The organism is Dankookia sp. P2 (genome assembly GCF_050632255.1).
GTDB lineage: Bacteria > Pseudomonadota > Alphaproteobacteria > Acetobacterales > Acetobacteraceae > Paracraurococcus.
The window spans coordinates 3,853,798-3,876,394 of sequence record NZ_CP192581.1; the positions used below are offsets into that span (position 1 = coordinate 3,853,798).

Here is a 22,597-nt window from a genome sequence, read left to right on the forward strand (position 1 = left end):
CGCCAACGGGGGTTGGTTGGACACCGCGCTCATTCCTGTCCACGGCGGCCGCATGTCAGACCTCATCGCCTTCCAGGGCCTGCCCGGGCCTATTCCGACCTCGCCTGCCGCGCCGCGTATCCGGGCTGGCGGACGCTGCCCTGCCCCTCCTTCGAGGCGGCGATGGACGCGGTCCGCGCCGGCGAGGCGAAGCTCGCCATGTTGCCCTGCGAGGAATTCGCTCGCCGGCCAGGTGCCCGACATCCACCGGCTGCTGCCCGACAGCGGCCTTTCCGTCATCGGCGAGCATTTCGAGCGGGTGGAGCACTGCCTGCTGGCGCCGAGGGGCGCGACGCTGCAGACCCTGAAGCGCGCCCACAGCCACCCCGTCGCGCTCGGCCAGGTGCGGCTGATCCTGAAGGAGCTGCGGCTGGAGCCGGTGATCGAGGCCGACACCGCCGGCGCCGCCCACCTGATCGCCGAGCGCGGCGGCGTCGAGGACGCGGCCATCGCCAGCGCCCTCGCGGCCGGAGACCTACGGGCTCGAGATCCTGCGCCGCAACGTCGAGGACGCGGCGCACAACACTACGCGCTTCTACGTCTGCTCGCTGGGCAAGCCGGCGCCCTTCCGCGGCCCCTGCATCACCACCTTCGTCTTCCGCGTGCGGAACATCCCGGCCGCCCTCTACAAGGCGCTGGGCGGCTTCGCCACCAACGGGGTGAACATGACGAAGCTGGAAAGCTACATGCTGGACGGCGAGTTCACCGCGACGCAGTTTCTGGCCGACGTGGACGGGCACCCGGACGACCCGAACCTGGCGCGGGCGCTGGAGGAGCTGGCCTTCTTCTCCCGCGAGGTGAAGGTGCTGGGCGCCTATCCGGCGCATGCCTACCGGCTGGAGCACCAGGGGCGCTGATCCCGCCACCGGATCGCGTGTTGCGCCGCAGCAGGGGATGGGGCAGGGTCGGCGCATGCCGCAGCAAGCATTCCGGGGTAAGCCCGCCCTAGGCGCCGGACTTCCGTCGCCGCCGACTTCCCCTGCGTAATCCGGTGGCCGCCGCACGGCGGCCGCCCGCCGAAGAGCTGCCCCATGTCCCTGTCCAAGCTGCGCGCCGAATGGTCGCCGAACGTCACGCGCGACCTGCTGGCCGGCACCGTCGTCGCCCTGGCCCTGATCCCGGAGGCGATCGCCTTCTCCATCATCGCCGGGGTCGACCCGAAGCTCGGCCTCTATGCCTCCTTCTGCATCGCCGTCGTCACCGCCATCGCCGGCGGCCGCTTCGCGATGATCTCGGCCGCCACCGGCGCCACCGCGGTGGTGATGGTCACGCTGGTGCGCGACCACGGGGTGAACTACCTCTTCGCCGCGACCGTGCTGACCGGGCTGCTGCAACTGGTCGCCAGCGCGCTCCGGCTCGGCGACCTGATGCGCTTCGTCTCGCGCTCGGTCGTCACCGGCTTCGTCAATGCGCTGGCCATCCTGATCTTCCTGGCGCAGCCTGCCGGAGCTGTTCGGCCCCGGCTGGCAGCCCATGGGCTGGCCGGTCTATGCCATGGTCGCGGTGGGCCTCGGCATCATCTACCTGCTGCCGCGGCTGACCACCGCGGTGCCCTCGCCGCTGGTCGCCATCGTCCTGCTGACCGCCTTCTCGATGGCCACCGGCACCGACTTCCACAAGGTGGGCGACATGGGCGCGCTGCCGGGCGAGCTGCCGGCCTTCGCCTGGCCCATGGTGCCGCTGAACCTCGAGACGCTGCGGATCATCCTGCCCTATGCGCTGACGCTGGCCATGGTCGGGCTGCTGGAAAGCCTGATGACCGCGGCGATCATCGACGAGATGACCGACACGGATTCGAACAAGAACCGCGAATGCGCCAGGGCAGGGCCTCGGCAACATCGCCTCCGGCCTGTTCGGCGGCATGGCCGGCTGCGCGATGATCGGCCAGTCCGTCATCAACGTCTCCTCCGGCGGGCGGGGGCGGCTGTCCTGCCTCTGGGCCGGCGCCTTCCTGCTCTTCCTGATCGTCGTGCTCGGGCCCTGGGTGAAGCAGATCCCGATGCCGGCGCTGGTCGCCGTCATGGTAATGGTCTCGATCAACACCTTCCAGTGGCGCTCGCTGCGGACGCTGGTGACGCATCCGAAGAGCTCCAGCGTGGTGATGCTGGCCACCGTCGCGGTGGTGCTCGGGACGCATGACCTGGCCAAGGGCGTGCTGGTCGGCGTGGTCCTCAGCGGGCTGTTCTTCGCCCAGAAGATCTCGCGCTTCTTCGGCGTGGAATCGGCGTTGGATGCGGCGACGGGCATCCGGACCTACCGGGTCACCGGCCAGCTCTTCTTCGCCACGGCCGAGGCCTTCCACGGCGCCTTCGACTTCCGCGAGGCGCCGGAGGCGGTGGTGATCGACGTCCATGCCGCGCATTTCTGGGACATCACCGGCATCAACGCGCTGGACCGGGTGGTGCTGAGAATTCCGCCACCACGGCGTGCCGGTCGAGATCACCGGCATGAACGAGGCGAGCCGGACGCTGGTCGACCGGCTGGCGCAGCATGACAAGCCGGGGGCGGTGGCGGCGGGCCATTAGGGAAGGTCGGGGAGAAGGTATTCTCCCCGAACCCCTCATCTGATCTTCTCTGAATCGGCAGCCGCCGCGTGGCGAGGGGATACCTTCCCCTCCCCAAGCTTACCCCAGGCTCTCGCCGTGCAGCGTCTCGTCGAGGCCGATGCGCTCCTCCTCCTCGGAGACCCGCAGCCCGACCAGCGCGTCCACCACCCGCGTCAGGCCCCAGGTGACGCCGCCGCTCCAGGCGACGGTCGCCAGCACGCCGAGCGCCTGCACCCCGAGAAGCCCGATCCCGCCGGCATAGACGCCCTCCGGCACCGCCGCGGTGGCCGAGAGCGGGCCATGGGCGAGAATCCCGGTCAGCAGCATGCCCAGCATCCCGCCCACGCCATGCACGCCAAAGGCGTCCAGGCTGTCGTCGTAGCCGAGCCGGCGCTTCGCCTCCGTCACCGCCCAGAAGCAGGTGACGCCGGCCGAGGGCGCCGATCAGCAGCCGCCGCGCCGGGCAGCACGAAGCCGGCCGCCGGGGTGATGGCGACCAGCCCCGCCACCGCGCCGGAAATGGCGCCGAGCACGGTGGGCTTGCCGTGCCGCGCCCATTCCACCGCGGTCCAGGCGAGGGTCGCCGCCGCCGCCGCGGCCTGGGTTGCGACGATCGCCATGGCGGCGCGGCCATTCGCCCCGCCCGCGGCGCCGGAGTTGAAGCCGAGCCAGCCGACCCAGAGCAGCGAGGCGCCGAGCACCGCATAGGGCCAGGTTGTGGGGCGCCATGTTGTCATGCCCGTAGCCGAGCCGCTTGCCCAGGACGAGGGGGCGCAGACCAGAGCCGGCGATGCCGGAGTTCACCTCGACCACCGTGCCGCCGGCGAAGTCGGCCAAGCCCAGCAGGTTGAGCCAGCCGAGCGGCGCCCAGGCCCAGTGCGCCACTGGCGCATAGACCAGCAGCGCCCAGAGGCTGAGCAGCAGCAGCAGGGCGGAGAAATTTCATCCGGTCGGCGAAGGCGCCGGTGATGACCGCCGGGGTGATGATGAAGAAGGTCATCTGGTAGAACATGAAGACCGGCTCGGGGATGGTCAGCGGCAGCGGAGTTGGCGGTCGCGGCGCCCAGGGTGAAGGACCGGTCCCAGCCTTCCTCCATCCCGCGCAGCATGACGCGCGAGAGGTCGCCGATGAGGGCATTGCCGTCGCCGAAGGCGAGGCTGTAGCCGACGACCATCCAGAGCACCGTCATCAGCGCGCAGAGCACGAAGGACTGCGCCATGACCGCCAGGATGTTCTTCTTCCGCACCATGCCGCCGTAGAAGAAGGCGAGGCCGGGCACCGTCATCAAGCAGGACGAGCACGGCGGCGGTGAGCATCCAGGCGGTGTCGCCGGTGTCGATGCGCGGGGCGCCCTGCGCCCAGGCCGGGGCGGCGGCGAGCAGAGCCGGCCCGGCGAGCGGGGCGGCCAGAGATCGGTTCATGATGTGACTGCGTTCCCCTGGGCGAGTTGCGCGGGGCGCTGCCGGGGTGCCGCCGCTTTGCGCGGCTTTTGCCTGTCTTCTGCACAGGCCGGAAGTGTATTTCACGTAAACGAGAGAATTGTCGGGGTGACCGCCGCCCTGCGATGCCATGCCTGCCTGCTGTCCGTGCAGCCTGCCCGCATCGGTGGCGGCTTGGTCGCCGCGGGGACGTCTATGCCTCGACCGCGTGCGCCTTGAGGTCTTCCAGGCTGCAGACTTCCAGCGCGGCGATATGCGTCGCCTCGAGCAGCACCTTCGGCGCCATCCCGGCCGAGCGCGCCTCCTCCCATCGCGCGGCGCAGAGGCACCAGCGGTCGCCGGGCTTCCAGGCCGGCGAAGCCGGATTCCGGCCGCGGGGTCGAGAGGTCGTTGCCCCGAGCCTTGGAGAAGGCAAGGGAATTCGCGCGTCATCTCGGCGCAGACCACGTGCAGGCCGAGATCCTCCTGCCCCGTATTGCAGCAGCCGTCCCGGAAGAATCCGGTCAGCGGCGCGACGGAGCAGGGCAGCAGCGGACCGCCCAGGACGTTGCTGGCCGGGGGTTGTCCCCGGCCCGCGCCGCCCAGGACCGAGCCCGCCATCCGGCATCAGGCGGCCGCCCGGATCGCCGCCGCCAGCACTTCCTCGCTCACGCCGCCCGAGAAGCCCTCGAAGTTCTTCTCGAAGCGGGAGACGAGGTCGGCGGCGGTGCGGTCATAGGCGGCCTTGTCGGCCCAGGTGTTGCGCGGGTTCAGCACCTCGGCGGGCACGCCCGGCAGCGCTTTCGGGATCTGCAGGCCGAAGAAGGGGTCGGTCTCGAACTCCACCCTGGCCAGGCTGCCGTCGAGCGCCGCGCGCAGCAGGGCGCGGGTCACCTTGATCGACATCCGGCTGCCGGTGCCGTACGCGCCGCCCGACCAGCCGGTGTTGACCAGCCAGCAATCGGCGCCGTGCCGGTCGATCAGGTCGGACAGCAGCTTGCCGTAGACCTCCGGGTGGCGCGGCAGGAAGGGCGCGCCGAAGCAGGTGGAGAAGGTCGCCTGCGGCTCCTTGCCCAGGCCCTTCTCGGTCCCCGCCACGCGGGCGGTGTAGCCCGAGAGGAAGTGGTACATCGCCTGGGCCGAGGACAGCTTGGCGATCGGCGGCAGCACGCCGAAGGCGTCCGCCGTCAGCATCACCACGTTCTTCGGCAGCGCGGCGCGGCCGCCCGGCATGGTGTTCGGGATGAACTCCAGCGGGTAGCAGGACCGGGTGTTCTCGGTCAGCGAGCCGTCATCGAGGTCAAGCTTGCCGCGCTCATCCGCCACGACGTTCTCCAGCACCGCGCCGAAGCGGTGGGACGCGTCCCAGATCTGCGGCTCGGCCTCGCGCGAGAGGCGGATGACCTTGGCGTAGCAGCCGCCCTCGAAATTGAAGACGCCGGTATCCGACCAGCCATGCTCGTCGTCGCCGATCAGGCTGCGTTCCGGGTCGCTGGACAGCGTGGTCTTGCCGGTGCCCGAGAGGCCGAAGAACAGCGCGGTGTCGCCGGCCGGGCCCTGGTTGGCGCTGCAGTGCATCGGCAGCACGCCCTTGGCCGGCAGCAGCCAGTTCATCACGGTGAAGATCGACTTCTTGATCTCCCCGGCATAGCTGGTGCCGGCGATCAGGATGGTCTTCGCCGCGAAGGACAGCGCGATGCAGGTGCTGGTACGGCAGCCGTCCTCGGCCGGGTTCGCCTCGTATTCCGGGGCGTGCAGGATGGTGAAGTCCGGCGTGAAGCCGGCGAGGTCCTCGACCGGCGGCCGGATGAACATGTTGCGGGCGAACAGCGCGTGCCAGGCATTGGTCGTCACCAGCCGCACCTTGATGCGGTGCGCCGGGTCGGCGCCGGCATAGAGGTCCTGGGTGAAGAGCACCGGGCGGGCGCCGAGCCGAGGCCTGGACCTTGCTGCGCAGGCCGCGGAACTTCTCCGGCTGCATGGGCTGGTTGATCTTGCCCCACCAGATCTCGTCATGCACCTCGGGGTCGTCGACCACGAACTTGTCCTGCACGGACCGGCCGGTATGGACGCCGGTCACCGCCATGAAGGCGCCGTCGGCGGACAGCCGGCCCTCGCCGCGGCGGATCGCGTGCTCATACAGGCCCGGGGCCGTCAGGTTGGCATGGACGGTGGACCCAGTGGTCACACCCGTGCCGGCGAGGGCGCTCTCGGGCAGGCTCATGTATATTCCTCCAGGCGGGGCATCCCAAGGCCACGCCATTGCTGGGGGCCCGGGTCGGGACCCGCGGTGTCCATGCTGTCAAAGGCTAAATTACGGCGGCGGCTTACGATTCGCAACGTAACTGGCCACCGGGTTTTACAACCTCAAGTCATGCCAATCCTGGACGAGCCCCGCGGGCAGCGCGAATCAACTCGGCGCGGACTGCCTCCGGACCGTCTGCAGGGGCACTGAAATTAAGGCGAAGCACCCGCTCGCCCAACGCCAGGTCGGCGCCGTCCGGGTCGAGTGCAACCATCCGCCAGGCCCCGTCCCCGCCGCCCGGCAGGCCGGCGGCGATCGCCGCCACCGCCGCGGCATGGTCGGCATTCATGTGGTCGAGGATGCCCTGCTCGGCCGCCGCCAGCCCCGCCACCGCCGCCGGGTCGGGCAGCAGCTCCGCCCCGCGCAGCCTGAGCGCCCGGGCGAAGCCGCCGACCAGCTGCGCCGCGGCGGGGCTGACCCGCCACAGCGCGAAGTCGCCGAAATCGGCATAGAGCGCGGCATAGGGGTGCTTCGCCAGGAAGCGCGCCTTCAGCGCCGGCACCTCCGGCCCGGGCACCGCGGCGGCCAGGCCGGTCAGCGTCACCCGGGGCGCGGTCTGCGGATTGGCCTCGGCGGCCTGGCCCTGGAAGAACACGGCACAGCGCGGCTCGGCCCGCAGCTGGCGGGTATGCTCCGACAGGGAGGAGAGCAGCAGCAGGACCGAGAGGTCGCCGGTCGTGGCCGGGGTGACCAGGCTGGCGAAGGGCTGCCCGGCGGCCTGGGTCGCCAGGACCGCCGAGGCGGCGCCGCGGACCAGGCGGCGGGCCTCGAAAGCCGGGTTGTCGGTCACCATCTCGCTCCCGTCCGGGTTGCGCCACAATCCCGCACCATATTGGGTCCAATCATGGTTCGATGAGTCCCGGGCCCAGTCCCGGCGGAGAGCAACGCATGGCTGCCACGATCGCCCTGGTGGACGACGACCGCAATATCCTGACCTCCGTCTCCATGACCCTGGAACAGGAGGGGTTCCAGGTGCGCACCTATACGGACGGGGAGAGCGCCCTGCAGGGGCTGCTGGCCCGGCCGGCCGACCTCGCGGTGCTCGACATCAAGATGCCGCGGATGGACGGGATGGAGCTGCTGCAGCGCCTCCGCCAGCGCAGCGCCATGCCGGTGGTCTTCCTGACCAGCAAGGACGAGGAGGTCGACGAGCTGATGGGGCTGCGGCTCGGGGCCGACGACTACATCACCAAGCCCCTTCAGCCAGCGCCTGCTGCTGGAGCGCATCCGCGCCCTGCTGCGGCGGAACGAGGCGTCCCGCGCCGAAGCGAACGGCCAGCCCGCCGGCGGCGTCATCGTCCGCGGCGATCTGGTGCTGGACGAGACCAAGCACACCTGCGTCTGGAAGGGCACCGACATCCAGCTGACGGTGACCGAGTTCCTGCTGGTCAAGGCGTTGGCGCTGCGCCCGGGCATGGTGAAGAACCGCGACCAGCTGATCGATGCCGCCTATGGCGAGAACATCTATGTCGACGACCGCACCATCGATTCCCATGTTAAGCGGGTGCGGAAGAAGTTTCGCCAGGCGGACAACGACTTCGCGCAGATCGAGACGCTGTACGGGATCGGCTACCGCTACAAGGAGAGCTGACGGCCGGGCGGCCTATGCGGCGCGCGGATTTGGGGTCGGCTCCGCCACCTTGGCCAGGGTGTTGGAGTCGGTGTGGTGGAAGGGCTCGGCCCGGCCGCGGATCATCAGCACCGTGTCCTCGTCATAGGTCCAGGTGCCGTCCGGGTTCAGCGTCACGGTGGTGCGGTAGGAGTCGGTCCGTAAGGCTTCCTCCAGGAAGGGGTTCGAGCAGATCCCCCAGGTGAGCAGCCCGCGCTCCGCCCGCAACTCGAACCGCGTGGCATCGGGCTTCGCCTGGCCCACCGCCATGGCGACCTGGCCGCGCGGGATCGCCAGGGCCTGGATCACCCGTCTCCGTCGCCGGCTCCCACAGGAAGTAGCCGACCTGGTGGTGGTAGGTCCGCGTCTCCCCCGGGCGGACGGCGCGGATGGCGTAGTGCAGCCCATAGAGCAGCTTGCGGGCCGTTGGTCTGCGGGTCGATCGGCTGCAGCTCGAACCGCTCGACGAAGGCCTGGCGCCGCGCGCCCTCCCGCACCGGGTGGACGTCGTCGCCCCGCGCCCCTTCCCAGATGCCCGCCATGCGGCGCAGGGGGCCGAGGTTCCGCAAGGTATCGGGATCCACCTCCGCCGGCTCGGCGAAGATGTCGGCATGGGGCCTGGTCGTCACGGCGGGTCTCCGGAATGCGCCTGCCGGAACGATACCGCGTTCAGAATTCGGCCCTGAAGTGCGGCCGGGGCGGCATTGCTGGCCGCTGCGTTCCAAATGCGGCTCGCGCGTCCGGGGAGGGGCGGCCGGCCCGGCATCGGACCGGCCGGCGCGTCCGGTGCCGCGCGGCCGACCTCACCGAGGCAGCGGCGCGGCGGCGGCCGTGCTATGCCGGACCGGGGCGGCGGCCGCCGTCCCATCGCCCCGGCGCAGGATGCTCCATGCCCGATATCGGCCTGCCGCCCGAAACCGCCGTCCAGGCCAGCGCGCCGCCGCGCCGCCGCTGGGTCTCCCCTGCTGCGCCGCATCCTGCTGCTGAACATCCTGCCGCCGGCCCTGCTGGCCGCCGCCATGCTCTACCTCGACCAGTACCAGAACGGGCTGCTGGCGGCCGAGGTCGAGGCGATGCGGACCCAGGCGCGGATCTATGCCGGCGCCATCGCCGAGGCCGCGACCCGGCTGCAGGACGACCGCGCCGTGCTGGTGCCGGAGGCCGCCCGGCCGCTGCTGCGGCGGCTGGTGGACCCTTCGCCGAACACCCAGGCGCGGCTGTTCGACAATACCGGCCTGGTCGTCGCCGACAGCCGGGTGCGGGAAGGCGCCAGCGGCGCGGTGGTGACCGAGCCGCTGGCCCCGCCCGAGCCGCGCGGCGCCTTCTCGCTCACCGTCTCGGGCCTCTATGACCGCATGCTGTCGGTGGTGCCGCGCGGTGGGCGGACGGACGTCGACATCGACGTGAACCCCGACGCACCCTCCTTCGACTGGCAGCCCAATCTAGGCCCCGACCGGCGGGAGGAGCTGCGGCTGGCGCTCGAGGGCGGCGTCACCCCCTATATCCGCCGCACCGCCGATGGCCGCCTGCTGGTGAGCGTCGCCGAGCCCGCGCGGCGCGGCAACCAGTCGGTCGGCATCGTGCTGCTGACGCGGGAGGCGCGCGAGGTCGACCAGCGGCTGTTCGAGATCAGGGCCAGCGTGCTCGGCATCTTCGGCGTGGCGCTGGTGCTGACGGTGGCGCTGTCCTTCTACCTGGCGCAGACGCTCGCCAACCCGATCATGCAGCTGGCGGGCAGCGCCGCCGCCATGCGCCAGGGCGAGGGCCGGAGCGGCAGCGTGCCGCCCGCGCTGCTGGCGCGGGAGGACGAGATCGGCATCCTGGCGCGCGACCTGCAATCCGCGGCGCGCGCGCTCTGGGCGCGGATCGACACCAACGAGCGCTTCGCCGCCGACGTGGCGCATGAGCTCCGCAACCCGCTGACCAGCGTCCGCAGCGCGATCGAGACGCTGCGGCGGATCGAGAACCCGGAGCAGCGCAACCGCCTGCTGGCGATCATCGCCGAGGATGCGGTGCGGATGGACCGGCTGATCGCCGACATCTCCGACAGCTCGCGCGTCGATGCCGAGCTGTCGCGCACCGTCGCGGTGCCGGTCGACATCGCGCCGATCCTCTCGACGCTGGCCGAGCTGCACCAGGCGACGCGGAAGGCGGACGACCCGGCGGTGGTGCTGGAGGCGCCGGCCGAGAGGCTGGTGGTGCGCGGCGTTGAGGGGCGGGTTGTGCAGGTGCTGCGCAACCTGCTGGGCAATGCGCTGTCCTTCAGCCCGGAGCGCGGCCGGGTCTTCGTCCGCGCCCGCCCGGCCGGGGCGATGGTCGAGGTGGTGGTGGAGGACGAGGGGCCGGGCATCCCGGAGGCCAAGCTCGAGGGCATCTTCGAGCGGTTCTATTCCGAACGTCCGAGCGGCGAGCGCTTCGGCCAGCATTCCGGCCTCGGGCTTTCGATCTGCCGGCAGATCGTCGAGGGCCTGCGCGGCCGCATCGCCGCCGAGAACCGCCGGGACGCGGCGGGGAAGGTGATCGGGGCGCGGTTTATCGTGACGCTGCCGGTCGCGTAGCGACCGGCTTCGCGGCGCGTCCTGCAAAAGCCGTGACGCTGCCGGTCGCGTGAGCCGGCACCGCCGCGTCCCTGGCGCACGCCGCTCGTCTCCGCATGTTCCGCGCAGATCCGCACGGCGCGCGCACGCAGCCCTGTGCCCAGCGCCGGTTGCCAGCCTATATGCAGCCAGGGACAGGACTGCCGGCACCGCCGCGTCGGGCGGGCCGGAACGCGGGAAGAGCCACGGCATGGGCCAGATCGTCGTCGCCGAGTTCATGGAGGAAGCCGCGGTCGAGAGCCTGCGCGCCGCCCAGCCAACCCTCTACGACCCCCGTCTGCACGAGGACCCGCCGGCGCTCCGGGCGGCGCTGGCCGATGCCCGCGCCCTGATCGTCCGCAACCAGACCCGGGTGGATGCCGAGCTGCTGGCCGCGGCCCCGGCCTCAAGGTGCTCGGCCGGCTCGGCGTCGGGCTCTACAACATCGACTTGCCGGCCTGCCGGGCGCGGGAGATCGACGTCATCCCCGCTTCCGGCGCCAATGCCGATTCGGTCGCCGAATACGTCCTGCTGGCGATCGGCACGCTGCTGCGCGGGGCCTTCGCCGCGACCGGGGAGGTCGCCGCCGGCCGCTGGCCGCGCGACCGGCTGATCGGCGGCCGGGAGCTGGCGGGCAAGACGCTCGGCATCGTCGGCTTCGGCGATATCGGCCGCCGCGTCGCCCGGCTGGCCGAGGCCTTCCGCATGCGCATCCTCGGCCATGACCCGTTGATCTCCGCCACCCATGCCGACTGGTCGGAGACCAAGACCGAGATGGTGGGGCTCGAGGAGCTGCTCTCGCGCGCCGATGCGGTGACGCTGCACGTGCCGCTGGGGCCGGAGACGCATGGCTTGCTCTCGGCGCCGCAGCTCGCCCTGATGAAGCCGGATGCGGTGCTGGTGAACGCCGCCCGAGGCGGGGTGGTGGAGGAGGAGGCGCTGGCCGCGGCGCTGCGCGCGGGCCGGCTCGGCGGCGCCGCGCTCGATGTCTTCGAGACCGAGCCGCTGCCGCCCGCCTCGGTGCTGGCCGGCGTGCCCAACCTGCTGCTCACCCCGCATATCGCCGGCGCCACGGTCGAGAGCAATGCCCGGGTCTCTTCCCTGATCGCCGCCCGGGTGCTGGTGGCGCTGGCGATGTGCTGACGCGTTGACCCCGCGGCGGCGCTTCGGTACGCCGGCCGCGCAACGCCCCCGAGGGGCTCCCGGGGGAATGCATCCATGATCTCGCGCATCGCCGGCCGCCGTGCCGTGCTGGCCGGCGCCGCCCTGCTGCCGCTTGGCGCCGCGCGCGCGGCGCTGCCCGACCGTCCCCTGCGCCTAGTGCTCGGCTTCGCCGCCGGCAGCGCGGCCGGACGTGCTGGCGCGCCTGGTCGCCGAGGCGCTCAAGGACGCCCTGCCGGCCGGCGTGATCGTCGACAACCGCCCCGGCGCCGGCGGGCTGATCGCGGCGCAGGAGGTGGCAAGGACCGCCCCGGCCGACGGCACCGTGCTGCTGCTGGGCGAGGTCGGCCAGCTGGTCATGGCGCCCAGCACCTATGCCCGGCTGCCCTACGACCCGGCAAAGGACTTCGCCGCCGTCGCCCAGCTCGCCGCGGCCGACTTCGCCTTCGTCACCCCCGGCGCGCTGCCGGCCGGCGACCTCGCGGCCTATGTCGCCTGGGGCCGCGCGCAGCGGCAGCTCTCCATGGGCACCTTCGGCGCCGGGACGCCCGGGCATTTCGGCGCGGCGATGCTCGGCCAGGCGACCGGCCTGGCGGTGGAGCCGGTGCATTTCCGCTCGACCGGCGATGCCATGGGCGCGGTGCTGAACGGCACGGTGCAGGGCATGTTCGGCACCGTCGCGGTGGTGGCGCCGCATGTGAAGGCGGGCCGGCTGAAGGCACTGGCGGTGACCGGCCCGGCGCGCTCGCCGGTGCTGCCCGAGGTGCCGACCATGGCCGAGCTCGGCCAGCCGGGCTTGGGCTTCAGCGCCTGGTTCGGCCTGGTCGCGCCGGCCGCGACGCCCGCCCCGGTGCTGGCGGCGCTCGAGGCCGCGGTGCTGCGCGCCCTGGCCATGCCTGCCCAGCTGGCCCGGCTGCAGGAGGCCGGCTTCCGCCCCGCCGCGGCCGGCAGCGCGCCCTTCGCCGCGACGATGACGGCCGAGCGCGCCCGCTGGGCCGAGGTGGTGCGGGCGACCGGCTTCAAGGCGATCGAGTAGCGCGGCCGCGGTCCGGCGCGCGCCGGCCGGCAAGCCGGCCTCACCGCGCCAGCCTCTCCTCCGGGCAGTCCAGGGTGACGGCCAGCCCGGCGGGATCCGACCAGTCGAAGCCGACCTGGCCGCCGAGCTGGTGGGTCACGCTCTGCCGGATCAGCGTCGCGCCGAAGCCGCGCCGCTCCGGCGGGCCGGCAAGCGCGGGGCCGCCGGTCTCGCGCCAGACCAGGCGGATTGCCGGCGCCGTGGTCGCCTCCCAGGACAGCGCGACCCGGCCCTGCGGTTGCGACAGGGCGCCGTGCCGCGCCGAATTGGTGGCCAGCTCGTGCAGCGCCAGGGCCAGCGCCGCGGCGGCGGCCGGGCCGATGCCGACCGGCGGGCCGTGCAGGACGATGCGGCCGGCCGCATCGGCCGCTGGCCCCGACTCGGCGCCTGACTCCGCCCCGGCCTCCCCTGGGGGCCGGGTGCCGAAGGGGCCGAGCACCGCCGCGGCCAGGGCGGCGAGCGTGGTCGGGCGCAGGCCGCGCGCCGGGCCGCTGCCCGAGGCGTCCCGCACCAGGTCGTGCGCCACCGCCAGGGCGTTCACCCGGCCGCGCAGCGCAGCGGCCATGCCGGCCGGGTCGGCGGCGCCGCGCGCGGTGAACTGGATCAGCCCGTCGAAGACGGCGAACTGGTTCTTCACCCGGTGGTCCAGCTCGCGCACCAGCAGCTCCAGCGCGCGCTCGCCCGCCTTGCGGCCGGTGATGTCCTCGACCACCCCGGCATAGCGCCGCACCGCACCGTCGGCCTCCCGCACCGGCGCGCCGCGGGTGGCGATCCAGCGCGGTTCGGTGTCGCCGGCGCGGAGGATGCGGCATTCGCAGCGCAGCTCCATGCCCTCCGCCACCGCGGCGGCGAACTGCCGCGCCACCGCCTCGCGCTCCTCCGGCACGACATGGCCGAGGATTCGGCCAGCCGCCATTCCGCCAGCGGCTGCGGATGGCCGAAGAGCGCGTCGTGCCGCGGCGAGCGGGTGACGAGGCCGGAGCCGAGCTCGAGCTCCCAGGCGGCCAGGCCGGCTCCCTCGGTGGCCAGGCGGAGCCGCGCCGCGCCGTCGCGCAGCGCCGCCTCGCGCCCGCGCACCGCGGCGACCAGGGCGGCGATGGCGTCGGCGAGCGAGACCACCTCCCGCGCGCCGCGGCCGGGCGGCACCTCGGCCCGGGGTCGCGCCGCAGCCGCCCGGCGGCCGCGCACAGCTCGACCAGCGGGCGGGCGATGATCCCGGCCAGCAGCCAGCCCAGCGCTGCGGCCAGCGCGGTGGCGGCCAGGCCCCAGAGCATGACCTGCCCGGCCAGCTGCCGGGCCGGGGCGAAGGCCGCCGCCGCGTCGCGCCGCACCAGGACCGACCAGCCGAGCCCGTGATAGCTGCGGTGCCCGTGGGTCGGCGCATAGCCGACCAGCTTGCGGGGTGGCGGCCATCCCGCCGTCGGCCCGCCCGGGCTCGACCTGGCTGCCGCCGCGGCCGGCGGCGAGGTCGGCGGCGATCCCGGCCGCGAGCCGCGCCGGGGCCGCCTGGCGCGTGCCCGGCGGGCCGAGCAGGACCGTACCGTCGCGCGCGAGGATCAGCGCCTCGGCCGCCGGGTGGCGGGCCAGGACCGGCGCCATGACGTCCCGCTGGATGCCCTCCGCCCATTCCCAGTAGAGATGCGCGACGACCACGCCGACCAGGCTGCCATCCGGTCCCTGCACCGGCGCGGCGAGGTCGAGGAAGCGCGGCGGGCTGTCCCGCTGCCCGGCCGAGCACCTTCGCCATCAGCGCGCCGTCGTGCACCTCGCCGACGAAGGGTGTTCGCGGCCCTCGATGAAGTAGTCGCGGGCGGAGACGTCGACGCCCTCGAGCGCCCCGCTGCTGCTGACCTGCATGCGGCCGTCCGGGTCGACGAAGAACAGGATGGCGTAGTCGGGGTAGGTCTCGTGCAGCCGCTGCAGCACGGCGCGGCGGGCGGCGGGCGTCGCCGCCGGGTCGCGCATGCGGTATCGAGCGAGGCGGCGACCTGGATGTCGCGCAGCCGTTCGAACAGGCCGCGGTCGAGCAGGTCGGCGGCGCGTTCGGCGGTGGTGGCGATTCGGCGCCGATATCGGCCCGCAGGCGGCGGTCGGCCAGGTGGCCCGCGGCCAGCGAGACCGCCAGCGCGGCCAGCAGCCCGAGCAGGCCGAATGCGCCGGCGAGCACGGCGCGGAGCCCCGGATGCGCCGCTGCCCGGCCGGGCGCCCGCGCGCCCGGGCCATCCTCCGGCACCGCATCCATCCGGGGCACGGGCGCCGGCGACGCCTTCCCTTCCGGCAGGGTGGCGCGGTCGGCACCCTGGCCGGCATTGCTGCCATCCATGCTGGCCAATCCTGCGACACCGTCGAGCGGCCGAACCTACCAGACGGAAGGCGTGGCAGGGCATGGATTTTGATGATGAAAAATTCGCGAAAGGGAAACCGCGGGCGGTTCCCGCTCTGGTTGTCCAGGGGCGCGCCTGGCGGCCCGGGTGCGCCGGGGCGGCGGCTACACCGCGTGGATCCGCACCCGCACGCTGTCCGGCCGGCGTTCGCCGAACCCGACGAACAGGCTGCGGTGCAGCCAGGCATGCGCCGGCGCCGCGGTTTCGAAGACAGGGGCGGTGCGGAAATAGACCCGCTCCGGCGGCACGGGCTCGCCCCGCAGCAGCCGCGCCATGTCCTCCGGCGCCGCGTGGCGGATGCCGCGGTTCACCACATAGACCAGCGCGCCGTCATCCAGCTGCAGCGTGTAGCGGGCGACGATCTCGGTCACCCCGTCCGGCCGGATCACCTGGAAGTCGGCGCCGCCGGCCAGGATCTCCCCGGTCAGGCGCGGCCCGCCGACCCGGCCGCCGAGGATCGGAACGATCCGCCGCTCCCCCGCCGGGCCGGCGCCGACCACCAGCGGCGGCCCCACCGCGACCTCGACCTGGCCGATCAATCCCATCCCCTGCATCCCATTCATCGGCGTCTTTCCCTTCCCCCTGGCGTTGCCGCTTGGCCGGCGTCGCCCGGATGCCAACATGGATCGACATGCCTATAAGCGCCCATGTCTGACGCGCCCTTCCTGCCCCGGCCCCCCGACCCGAACCGCATCTGCGGCCCGGCCCCGGTGCGCGCCCTGTTCCTGCGCCGGCCGCAGCAGGTGCTTCGGCTGTTCTACACCGAGGAATGGCGCCGGCTGGCCGGGCCGCTCTGCAAGCACCTCGCCCGCACCCGCCGGCCCTATCGCGAAGTCGGGCCGGAGGAGCTGACCCGGATCGCCGGCACCCAGCACCATGGCGGCATCTGCGCCGTCGCCGTCGCCCTGCTTCGCCGCGCCGCTGCCCGGCCATGCCCTGCCGCCCGACCTGCCGCCGGCGCCCTTCCTGCCGGTGCTGGACGGCATCGGCAACCCGCACAACCTGGGCGCCATCGCCCGCTCCGCCGCCTTCTTCGGCGCCCGCGCCCTGCTGCTGTCCGGCGACCCCCGCCAGGCCGACCTGTCCGACGCCGCCTTCCGCACCGCCGAGGGCGGGCTCGAGCACCTCGAGGTGCTGCGGGCCCGCGACCTGGCGAACCTGCTGCGCGGCATGCGCGGCCGCTTCCTGACGGTCGCCGCCGTCGCCGCCGGCGGCGCCCGGCCCGAGGCGATCCCGCGCGACCGCCCGGTCGCCCTGGTGCTGGGCAACGAGGAGGAGGGGCTTTCCCAGGCGGCGCTCGACGCCTGCGAGGCCCGCATCACCCTGCCGGGCAGCGGGCTGGTCGAGAGCCTGAACGTGGCGCAGGCCGCGGCGGTGCTGTTCCATGCCCTCGGCGGTGCCGCGCCCCAGGGCGCGGCGTGAGCGCGACCGCGCCCGGCCCCGCCGGCCTCGACATCCGGTCGGAGGGCCAGGGGCGGCGCCTGGCCTTCCGCGGTGCGCTCGATGCCGCCGCCGCGGCGCGGCTCTGGCCGGAGGCGGTGCGCGCGGCGCGCGGCGCCCGGCCGCTCACGCTCGACCTCGGCGGCGTCACCGGGCTGGACACCGCCGGCGCCGTGCTGCTGCTGCGGCTGGAGCGGGAGGCGCGCCAGGCCGCATGGCAGGGGCTGGAAGCCGGGCCGCTGCGGGCGCTGCTGGACCGGACGCGGGAGGCGCTGGACCGTCCCGGGCCGCGGCCGCAGGAGGCGCTGCCCTTCCTCGGCCGGGTCGGCGAGGCGACGCTGCAGCGCGCCAAGGGCGCCGCCGCCCAGGTCGCCTTCCTCGGCGAATCGCTGGTGGCCGGCCTGGGCACCCTGCGGGCGCCCTGGCGGCTGCGCTGGCCGGAGGTGCTGCGGCACCTGGACGAGGCCGGGCTGCGCGCCTTCGGCCTGACCATCCTGCTCGGCTTCCTGATCGGCCTGATCCTGGCCTTCCAGTCCTCGATCCCGATGAAGCAGTTCGGCGCCGAGATCTTCATCCCGAACCTCGTCGGCATCTCCCTGCTGCGCGAGCTCGGGCCGCTGATGGCGGCCGTCATCCTCGCCGGCCGCACCGGCTCGGCCTATGCCGCCGAGCTCGGCACCATGACGGTGAACGAGGAGGTCGACGCGCTGCGGATCATGGGCATCGACCCGGTCGCCTGGCTGGTGCTGCCGCGGCTGCTGGCGGCGATGCTGGTCATGCCGGTGCTGGCGCTGCTGATGAACCTGGCGGGGCTGCTCGGCATGAGCGTGGTGATGGGCACGCTGGGCTTCCCGCTGGTCGCCGTGGTCAACCAGCTGCAGGCCTGGGTGCACCTGAAGGACCTGGCCGGCGGGCTGGCCAAGGCGGCGGCCTTCGGCCTCGCCATCGGCCTGGTCGGCTGCCGCGCCGGGCTCGGCGCCGGGCGGGGGCCGCGCGCGGTGGGCGATGCGGCGACCTCGGCCGTGGTGGGCGGCATCGTCTCCATCGTGCTGCTCGACGGCATCTTCGCCGTGCTGTTCTTCCGGCTGGGCTGGTAGGCCATGGCGGAGGACCCGGCGGCCGAGACCGTGATCCGCGTGCGCGACCTAGCGGCGCGCTTCGACGGCCGCACCATCTTCGAGCACGTCTCCTTCGACGTCCGCCGCGGCGAGGTCTTCGTCATCCTCGGCGGCTCGGGCTGCGGCAAGTCGACGCTGCTGAAGCACATGATCGGGCTCTACCCGCCGGCCGAGGGCAGCATCGAGATCCTTGGCGTGCGGATGAACGGGCTGGATGGGCCGGCGCGCGTCGCGCTGCTGCGGCGGATCGGGGTGATGTGGCAGTCGGGCGCGCTGTTCGGCTCCTCGACCCTGGCCGAGAACATCGAGGTGCCGCTCGAGGAGCACACCGGCCTGCCGGCCGAGGCGCGGGCGATGGTGGCGCGGGTCAAGCTCGGCCTGGTGGGGCTCTCGGACGCCGCCGGGCGGCTGCCGGCGGAGATCTCGGGAGGCATGGCCAAGCGGGCCGGCATCGCCCGGGCCATGGCGCTCGACCCGCCGATCCTCTTCCTCGACGAGCCCTCGGCGGGGCTCGACCCGATCACCTCGGCGGGGCTCGATGCCCTGATCAAGCCAATTGGCGCGCGACCTGGGGACCACATTCGTCGTGGTGACGCATGAGCTGCAGTCGATCCTGGCGATCGGCGACCGTTGCATCATGCTGGACAAGGAGGCAAAGGGCATGATTGCCGAAGGCGATCCGCGGCGGTTGCGCGACGAGAGCCAGAACCCCGTGGTGCGGGCCTTCTTCCGGCGCGAGGTGATGGCGTGATGGTCCCCGACATGATCCGTGGCGCGCCCCGCGCGGGCGGCGCTGAGATGCCGCAGGCAGGCGGGCTCTATCTTCGCGTCGGCGCGCTGGTGCTGGCCGGGCTGGCGCTCGGCATCGGCTTCATCCTGTTCCTGACCGCCGACCGGCTCAGCGGCAGCAGCCAGCAGTTCGAGACCTATATCCGCGAATCGGTGCAGGGACTCGAGGTCGGCGCGGCGGTGCGCTACCGCGGCGTCAGCATCGGCCGGATCTCCGAGATCGGGCTGGTCTCCGCCGAGTACCGCCGGCCGCAGGGCGACCCCTTCGGCGCCGCCTTCCAGCTGGTCTATGTCCGCTTCGCCGTGGACAATTCGCGCATCGGCGAGACGCCGAACGTCGAGGAGGCGATCAAGCTCGGCCTCAGGGTCCGCATCGCCGCGCAGGGCATCACCGGGGTGAACTACCTCGAGCTCGACTTCGTCGACCCGGAGCGCTACCCGCCGCGCGCGGTGCCCTGGGAGCCGCGCTACCCCTACGTGCCCGCCATTCCCTCCACCGTCGCCCAGGTGCAGAGCGCGGCGGAGCAGCTGCTGCAGAAGCTGCAGGAGGCCGACCTGCCGGCGCTGCTGGACAACGCCATCGGCCTGGTATCGGAACTGCGCGGCCAGGTGAAGGACGGCGACCTCGCGGTGACCCTGCGGGAGGCGGCCGGGCTGATGCGGACCCTGCGCGCCGCCGCGGTCGATGCCGACGTGGCCGGCATGGCGGCCGAGCTGCGCGGCACCGCGGCCGATGCGCGCAAGCTGCTCGGCAGCCGGGAGGTCAACCAGGTGCTGTCGAACGCCGCCGCGGCCACCGCCGACCTGCGCAGCGCGGCGGCGCGGCTGCCCGGCAGCATGACCAATCTCGACGCCTCGCTGCGCTCCGCCCGCAGCGCCACCACCGACATCCAGGCGGAGCTGGCGCCGATCCTGCGCGACCTGCGCGCCGCGGTCGCCAACCTGCGCGACACGACCGAGCAGCTGCGCCGCTATCCCTCCCAGGCCATCTTCGGCGCGCCGCCGCCCGCGCCCTCGGAATCCCGCCGATGAAACGCCGTGCCTTGATCCTCTCGGCCCTGGCGCTGCCCGCCTGCAGCGTGCTGCCCGACCGGCCCTACCAGCAGACCCAGCGCTTCATCCTGGCGCCGGAGCGGCCGGCCGGCCGGCCGCCGGCGAAGCGCGGCCCGGTGCTGCTGCTGCGGACCATGCGGGCCGCGCCGGGGCTCGACCAGCGAGGCCTGCGGGTGCTCGGCGCGCGGGACGACGTGACGGTCGATTTCTGGAGCGAATGGACCGCCCCGCCGGCCGACCTGGTGGAGGAGGCGCTGCGCCGCTGGCTGCTGGCCAGCGGGCGGTTCAGCGCGGTCACCGCACCCGGCTCCCGCCTGCGCGCCGACCTGGTGCTGGAAGGCGAGCTGACCCGGCTGCAGGCCGAGCCGGTGCAGGGCATCGCCCGCGCCTCGCTCTCGGCCCTGCTGCTGGCGAGCGGCAGCGTCGGCGACAACCGGGTGCTGGGGCAGTTCCTGGCCGACGGCACCGCGCCCCTGCCGGGCGGGCCGCGCGCCGATGGCAGGATGCCGGCCAGCGACGCGGCGGCGGCGATGTCGGCGGCGCTGGGCGATGCGCTGGCCCGGCTGGAAGCGGCGCTGGCCGGGGCGATCGCGAAGCGGTAGCCTGCAATCGTCCCGAGTGGGCCGCTCAGGGCGAAAATCGCCGGCTCGAGCGAAGCCGCACCGGCCTCAGTGGACCGCGCTGGGCTGGTGCGGGCTGTCCAGGCTGAAGCCGGGGATCTCCACGTCGAATCCCTCGCCGGTCTCTACCGCCACCATGTGGTAGGTGCCGCGCATGAAGCCGGAAGGCGTCGCCAGCGGCGTGCCCGAGGTGTATTCGAAGCTCTCGCCCGGATCGAGCACCGGCCTTTCGCCCACCACGCCGTCGCCATGCACCCGCTGGACGCGGCCCTGGCCGTCGGTGATCTGCCAGGTGCGCTTCAGCAGCTGCACCGCGCGCCGGCCCTCATTGGCGATGGTGACGCGGTAGGCCCAGGCATAGTGGCCGCGGCCGGGCTCCGACTGGTCTTCCAGGTAGTAGGTGCGGACGGTGACGCGCACCTCGCGCGTCACGGCGGTCCATTCCGGGCTGCGGGTCTCGGCCATGGCTGCTCCCCCGTTCTGGGGGAGAGTGCCATGGTCCCGCCGCCGCCAGAAGCGCCTATTCGGCGGCGCGCGCCACGCCGCCGCCGGCGGCGTCCAGCGCCGCGGCCAGGTCGTCGATCAAGTCGGCCACGTCCTCGAGCCCGATCGACAGGCGGATGGTGCCGTCGGTGATGCCGAGCTTCGCCCGTTCCTCGGCGCCGATCCGCATATGCGTGGTCGTCGCCGGGTGCGTCACCATCGACTTCGAATCGCCGAGATTGTTGGATACGTCGATCACCTGCAGCGCGTTGCAGAAGCGGAAGGCGGCGTCCTTGCCGCCGCGCAGCTCGAAGGTCACCAGCGTGCCGCCGCCCGACATCTGCCGCATCGCCAGCGCCTGCTGCGGATGGTCGGCGCGGAAGGGGTAGAGCGCGCGGGCGACCTCCGGCCGCTCGGCAAGGAAGTCGGCGACCTGCGCGGCGCTGCGGCACATCGCGTTGACCCGCAGCGACAGCGTCTCGAGGCCCTTCAGGATCACCCAGGCGTTGAACGGGCTGATCGCCGGCCCGGTGTTGCGGGTGAAGGGCTGCAGCACCTCCTCGACCCACTTCCTGCTGCCCAGCACGGCGCCGCCCAGCACCCGGCCCTGGCCGTCCATGTGCTTGGTGCAGGAATAGACCACCACGTCGGCACCGAGCTTCAGCGGCTGCTGCAGCAGCGGCGTGGCGAAGACGTTGTCGACCACGACGATGGCCCCGGCCCGGTGCGCGAGGTCGGCGACCGCGGCCAGGTCCACCATCTCGAGCATCGGGTTGGACGGGGTCTCCAGCAGCACCAGCGCCGCCGGCTTCGACAGGGCGTCCTGCCACTGCGCGAGGTCGCCGCCATCGACGAAGACGCTCTCGATGCCGTAGCGCGGCAGCAGGGTCGAGACGATCCAGTGGCAGGAGCCGAACAGCGCGCGGGAGGCGACGACGCGGTCGCCGGCCTTCAGGTGCGACAGCATCGCCGCATGCACCGCGGCCATGCCGGTCGCCGTCATCCGGCAGGCCTCGGCGCCCTCCAGCAGGGCTAGGCGCTGCTCCAGCATCTGCACCGTCGGATTGCCGAAACGGGAATACTGGTAGTGGGTCTCGGTGCCGTTGAAGGTCGCCTCGGCCTGCTCGGCGCTGTCGTAGACGAAGCCCGAGGTGAGGAACAAAGCCTCGGAGGTCTCGTCCATGCTGGAACGCATGGTGCCGCCGCGGACCAGCAGCGTGGCGGGGCGCAATCCACGGGGCGGCAGGGACTTGGACATGCGGAGGGACACCTTGGCCCCATCTGGGGCGACGATACGCGGCGTCCGGCCCGTTGAACGGGGCGGGGGGCGACGGGTCACCCCGACGGCCGTTTAGCGCGCTTGTTTCACCTCGCCGCAAGCTGGCCGGACAAATCGCGAGGGCCGGCCGCGGCCGACGGGCCTAGGCATACGTCCGGGCAGCGGGCGGGGTCAAGGCTGGAGGGGCGTCGCCCCTCCAGGCCACCCCGCCAGGGGGCTTCCTGAAAGGCTTGGGGCCTTTGGAAACCACGGGTCCTGCGCGAGGATGCGGAACCGCCGGGGAGCCCGACCATGACGCCGCCATTCCGAACGACCCGAAGGGCGGTGCTCGCCGCCGCCACGCTCGCCGCGCCCGCACGGGCGCAGGACGCCTGGCCCAGCCGCCCCGTCACCATCACCGTTCCCTGGGCGCCGGGCGGCTCCACCGATATCCTGGCGCGCACCCTGGCGGAGCCGCTGCGCCAGGCGCTCGGCCAGCCCGTGGTGGTGGAGAACCGCTCCGGCGCCTCGGGCAATATCGGCTCGGCCGCTGTCGCGCGCGCCGCGCCGGACGGGCATTCCTTGCTCTTCGCCACGATGAGCACGCATGCGATGAACCCGGCGCTGATGCGCGACATGCCCTTCGACGGGGTCGAGGACTTCACCGCGATCGCGCTGCTCGCCTTCGTGCTGAACACCATGGTGATCCACCCCTCGGTCCC

The 22,597-nt window shown here is 73.1% G+C and carries 19 protein-coding genes, 9 pseudogenes and 1 riboswitch; of the genes and pseudogenes, 14 read left to right on the plus strand and 14 right to left on the minus strand.

The features are described from left to right. The first annotated feature begins 52 nt into the window (after window positions 1-52). Together ACQ86J_RS22620 and ACQ86J_RS22625 are read left to right on the plus strand one after the other, a co-directional pair. Window positions 53-896 (plus strand): annotated as a pseudogene (locus ACQ86J_RS22620) (prephenate dehydratase). 174 nt (window positions 897-1,070) lie between these two features. Continuing rightward, window positions 1,071-2,564: pseudogene (locus tag ACQ86J_RS22625) on the plus strand (SulP family inorganic anion transporter). A gap of 99 nt (window positions 2,565-2,663) precedes the next feature. Here ACQ86J_RS22625 and ACQ86J_RS22630 read toward each other — a convergent pair. From ACQ86J_RS22630 to ACQ86J_RS22655, 6 genes and pseudogenes are all read right to left on the minus strand, one after another. Continuing rightward, a pseudogene (locus ACQ86J_RS22630) lies at window positions 2,664-4,007 on the minus strand (ammonium transporter). A 211-nt stretch (window positions 4,008-4,218) separates the two neighbouring features. Then, window positions 4,219-4,440 (minus strand): DUF2237 family protein, encoded by a 222-nt coding sequence (locus ACQ86J_RS22635; RefSeq protein ID WP_431272497.1) that lies wholly within the window; start codon window positions 4,438-4,440, stop codon window positions 4,219-4,221. A gap of 62 nt (window positions 4,441-4,502) precedes the next feature. Beyond that, window positions 4,503-4,625, minus strand: a pseudogene (locus ACQ86J_RS22640) (DUF2237 family protein); the annotation flags it as partial. A 6-nt stretch (window positions 4,626-4,631) separates the two neighbouring features. After that, window positions 4,632-6,020, minus strand: coding sequence for a phosphoenolpyruvate carboxykinase (ATP) (gene pckA, locus ACQ86J_RS22645; protein ID WP_431267304.1), 1,389 nt, complete (start codon window positions 6,018-6,020; stop codon window positions 4,632-4,634). Further along, window positions 5,998-6,267, minus strand: a pseudogene (locus ACQ86J_RS22650) (phosphoenolpyruvate carboxykinase (ATP)); the annotation flags it as partial. The gene pckA and the pseudogene ACQ86J_RS22650, both read right to left, overlap by 23 nt. Before the next feature lie 109 nt (window positions 6,268-6,376). Then, a complete protein-coding gene (locus ACQ86J_RS22655) occupies window positions 6,377-7,102 on the minus strand; it encodes a HugZ family protein (RefSeq protein WP_431267305.1) in 726 nt (241 codons plus the stop codon). A gap of 95 nt (window positions 7,103-7,197) precedes the next feature. Here ACQ86J_RS22655 and ACQ86J_RS22660 point away from each other — a divergent pair. After that, window positions 7,198-7,900, plus strand: a pseudogene (locus ACQ86J_RS22660) (response regulator transcription factor). A gap of 12 nt (window positions 7,901-7,912) precedes the next feature. Here the strand turns inward: ACQ86J_RS22660 and ACQ86J_RS22665 are convergent. Beyond that, the gene (locus ACQ86J_RS22665) at window positions 7,913-8,227 is read right to left on the minus strand and encodes a heme-binding beta-barrel domain-containing protein (RefSeq protein WP_431267306.1); all 315 of its coding nucleotides are present in this window, start codon (window positions 8,225-8,227) and stop codon (window positions 7,913-7,915) included. After that, window positions 8,224-8,547: a hypothetical protein gene (locus tag ACQ86J_RS22670; protein ID WP_431267307.1), complete on the minus strand. Its 324-nt coding sequence runs from the start codon at window positions 8,545-8,547 to the stop codon at window positions 8,224-8,226. Before ACQ86J_RS22670 ends, ACQ86J_RS22665 begins: the two co-directional genes overlap by 4 nt. A 207-nt stretch (window positions 8,548-8,754) precedes the next feature. On the opposite strand from ACQ86J_RS22670, the gene ACQ86J_RS22675 reads away from it, so the two are divergent. The 3 genes from ACQ86J_RS22675 to ACQ86J_RS22685 all read left to right on the plus strand — a co-directional run bounded on the left by ACQ86J_RS22675 (window position 8,755) and on the right by ACQ86J_RS22685 (window position 12,691). Further along, a complete protein-coding gene (locus ACQ86J_RS22675) occupies window positions 8,755-10,476 on the plus strand; it encodes a stimulus-sensing domain-containing protein (RefSeq protein WP_431267308.1) in 1,722 nt (573 codons plus the stop codon). Between the two features lie 429 nt (window positions 10,477-10,905). Next, entirely contained in the window at window positions 10,906-11,637 is a 732-nt protein-coding gene (locus ACQ86J_RS22680; protein ID WP_431267309.1) for an NAD(P)-dependent oxidoreductase, read from the plus strand. 211 nt (window positions 11,638-11,848) lie between these two features. After that, window positions 11,849-12,691, plus strand: coding sequence for a Bug family tripartite tricarboxylate transporter substrate binding protein (locus tag ACQ86J_RS22685; RefSeq protein WP_431267310.1), 843 nt, complete (start codon window positions 11,849-11,851; stop codon window positions 12,689-12,691). Between the two features lie 40 nt (window positions 12,692-12,731). Here the strand turns inward: ACQ86J_RS22685 and ACQ86J_RS22690 are convergent, their stop codons facing one another. The 4 genes and pseudogenes from ACQ86J_RS22690 to ACQ86J_RS22705 form a co-directional block, all read right to left on the minus strand. After that, window positions 12,732-13,460: an HWE histidine kinase domain-containing protein gene (locus ACQ86J_RS22690; RefSeq protein ID WP_431272498.1), complete on the minus strand. Its 729-nt coding sequence runs from the start codon at window positions 13,458-13,460 to the stop codon at window positions 12,732-12,734. A 15-nt stretch (window positions 13,461-13,475) separates the two neighbouring features. Beyond that, a pseudogene (locus tag ACQ86J_RS22695) lies at window positions 13,476-14,477 on the minus strand (PAS domain-containing protein); the annotation flags it as partial. Then, window positions 14,477-14,695, minus strand: a complete 219-nt coding sequence (locus ACQ86J_RS22700; protein ID WP_431267311.1) for a hypothetical protein — start codon at window positions 14,693-14,695, stop codon at window positions 14,477-14,479. The pseudogene ACQ86J_RS22695 and the gene ACQ86J_RS22700, both read right to left, overlap by 1 nt. A 523-nt stretch (window positions 14,696-15,218) precedes the next feature. Next, entirely contained in the window at window positions 15,219-15,677 is a 459-nt protein-coding gene (locus ACQ86J_RS22705) for a DUF3237 domain-containing protein (RefSeq protein ID WP_431267312.1), read from the minus strand. A gap of 84 nt (window positions 15,678-15,761) precedes the next feature. Between ACQ86J_RS22705 and ACQ86J_RS22710 the strand changes: the two are divergent. The 7 genes and pseudogenes from ACQ86J_RS22710 to ACQ86J_RS22740 all read left to right on the plus strand — a co-directional run. Continuing rightward, window positions 15,762-15,953, plus strand: a pseudogene (locus ACQ86J_RS22710) (TrmH family RNA methyltransferase); the annotation flags it as partial. Window positions 15,954-15,990: 37 nt separating this feature from the next. After that, window positions 15,991-16,536 carry a TrmH family RNA methyltransferase gene (locus ACQ86J_RS22715; RefSeq protein WP_431272499.1) on the plus strand — a complete coding sequence of 182 codons (546 nt, stop codon included), beginning with the start codon at window positions 15,991-15,993 and terminating at the stop codon, window positions 16,534-16,536. After that, window positions 16,533-17,651: an ABC transporter permease gene (locus ACQ86J_RS22720; RefSeq protein WP_431272500.1), complete on the plus strand. Its 1,119-nt coding sequence runs from the start codon at window positions 16,533-16,535 to the stop codon at window positions 17,649-17,651. Before ACQ86J_RS22715 ends, ACQ86J_RS22720 begins: the two co-directional genes overlap by 4 nt. 3 nt (window positions 17,652-17,654) lie before the next feature. After that, window positions 17,655-18,272, plus strand: a complete 618-nt coding sequence (locus ACQ86J_RS22725; protein ID WP_431267313.1) for an ABC transporter ATP-binding protein — start codon at window positions 17,655-17,657, stop codon at window positions 18,270-18,272. Then, window positions 18,259-18,423: a hypothetical protein gene (locus ACQ86J_RS22730; protein ID WP_431267314.1), complete on the plus strand. Its 165-nt coding sequence runs from the start codon at window positions 18,259-18,261 to the stop codon at window positions 18,421-18,423. The genes ACQ86J_RS22725 and ACQ86J_RS22730 overlap by 14 nt, the downstream gene beginning before the upstream one ends. A 47-nt stretch (window positions 18,424-18,470) precedes the next feature. After that, a complete protein-coding gene (locus ACQ86J_RS22735) occupies window positions 18,471-19,493 on the plus strand; it encodes an MlaD family protein (protein WP_431267315.1) in 1,023 nt (340 codons plus the stop codon). Further along, the gene (locus ACQ86J_RS22740) at window positions 19,490-20,116 is read left to right on the plus strand and encodes an ABC-type transport auxiliary lipoprotein family protein (protein ID WP_431267316.1); all 627 of its coding nucleotides are present in this window, start codon (window positions 19,490-19,492) and stop codon (window positions 20,114-20,116) included. The genes ACQ86J_RS22735 and ACQ86J_RS22740 overlap by 4 nt, the downstream gene beginning before the upstream one ends. A 66-nt stretch (window positions 20,117-20,182) precedes the next feature. Here ACQ86J_RS22740 and apaG read toward each other — a convergent pair whose 3' ends face one another. Together apaG and metZ are read right to left on the minus strand one after the other, a co-directional pair. Further along, window positions 20,183-20,599, minus strand: a complete 417-nt coding sequence (gene apaG / locus ACQ86J_RS22745; protein WP_431267317.1) for a Co2+/Mg2+ efflux protein ApaG — start codon at window positions 20,597-20,599, stop codon at window positions 20,183-20,185. A 55-nt stretch (window positions 20,600-20,654) separates the two neighbouring features. Further along, entirely contained in the window at window positions 20,655-21,875 is a 1,221-nt protein-coding gene (gene metZ / locus ACQ86J_RS22750) for an O-succinylhomoserine sulfhydrylase (RefSeq protein ID WP_431267318.1), read from the minus strand. A gap of 73 nt (window positions 21,876-21,948) precedes the next feature. After that, window positions 21,949-22,027: riboswitch (SAM riboswitch) on the minus strand. 160 nt (window positions 22,028-22,187) lie between these two features. Between metZ and ACQ86J_RS22755 the strand changes: the two are divergent. After that, window positions 22,188-22,549: pseudogene (locus tag ACQ86J_RS22755) on the plus strand (Bug family tripartite tricarboxylate transporter substrate binding protein); the annotation flags it as partial. Window positions 22,550-22,597 lie beyond the last annotated feature (48 nt).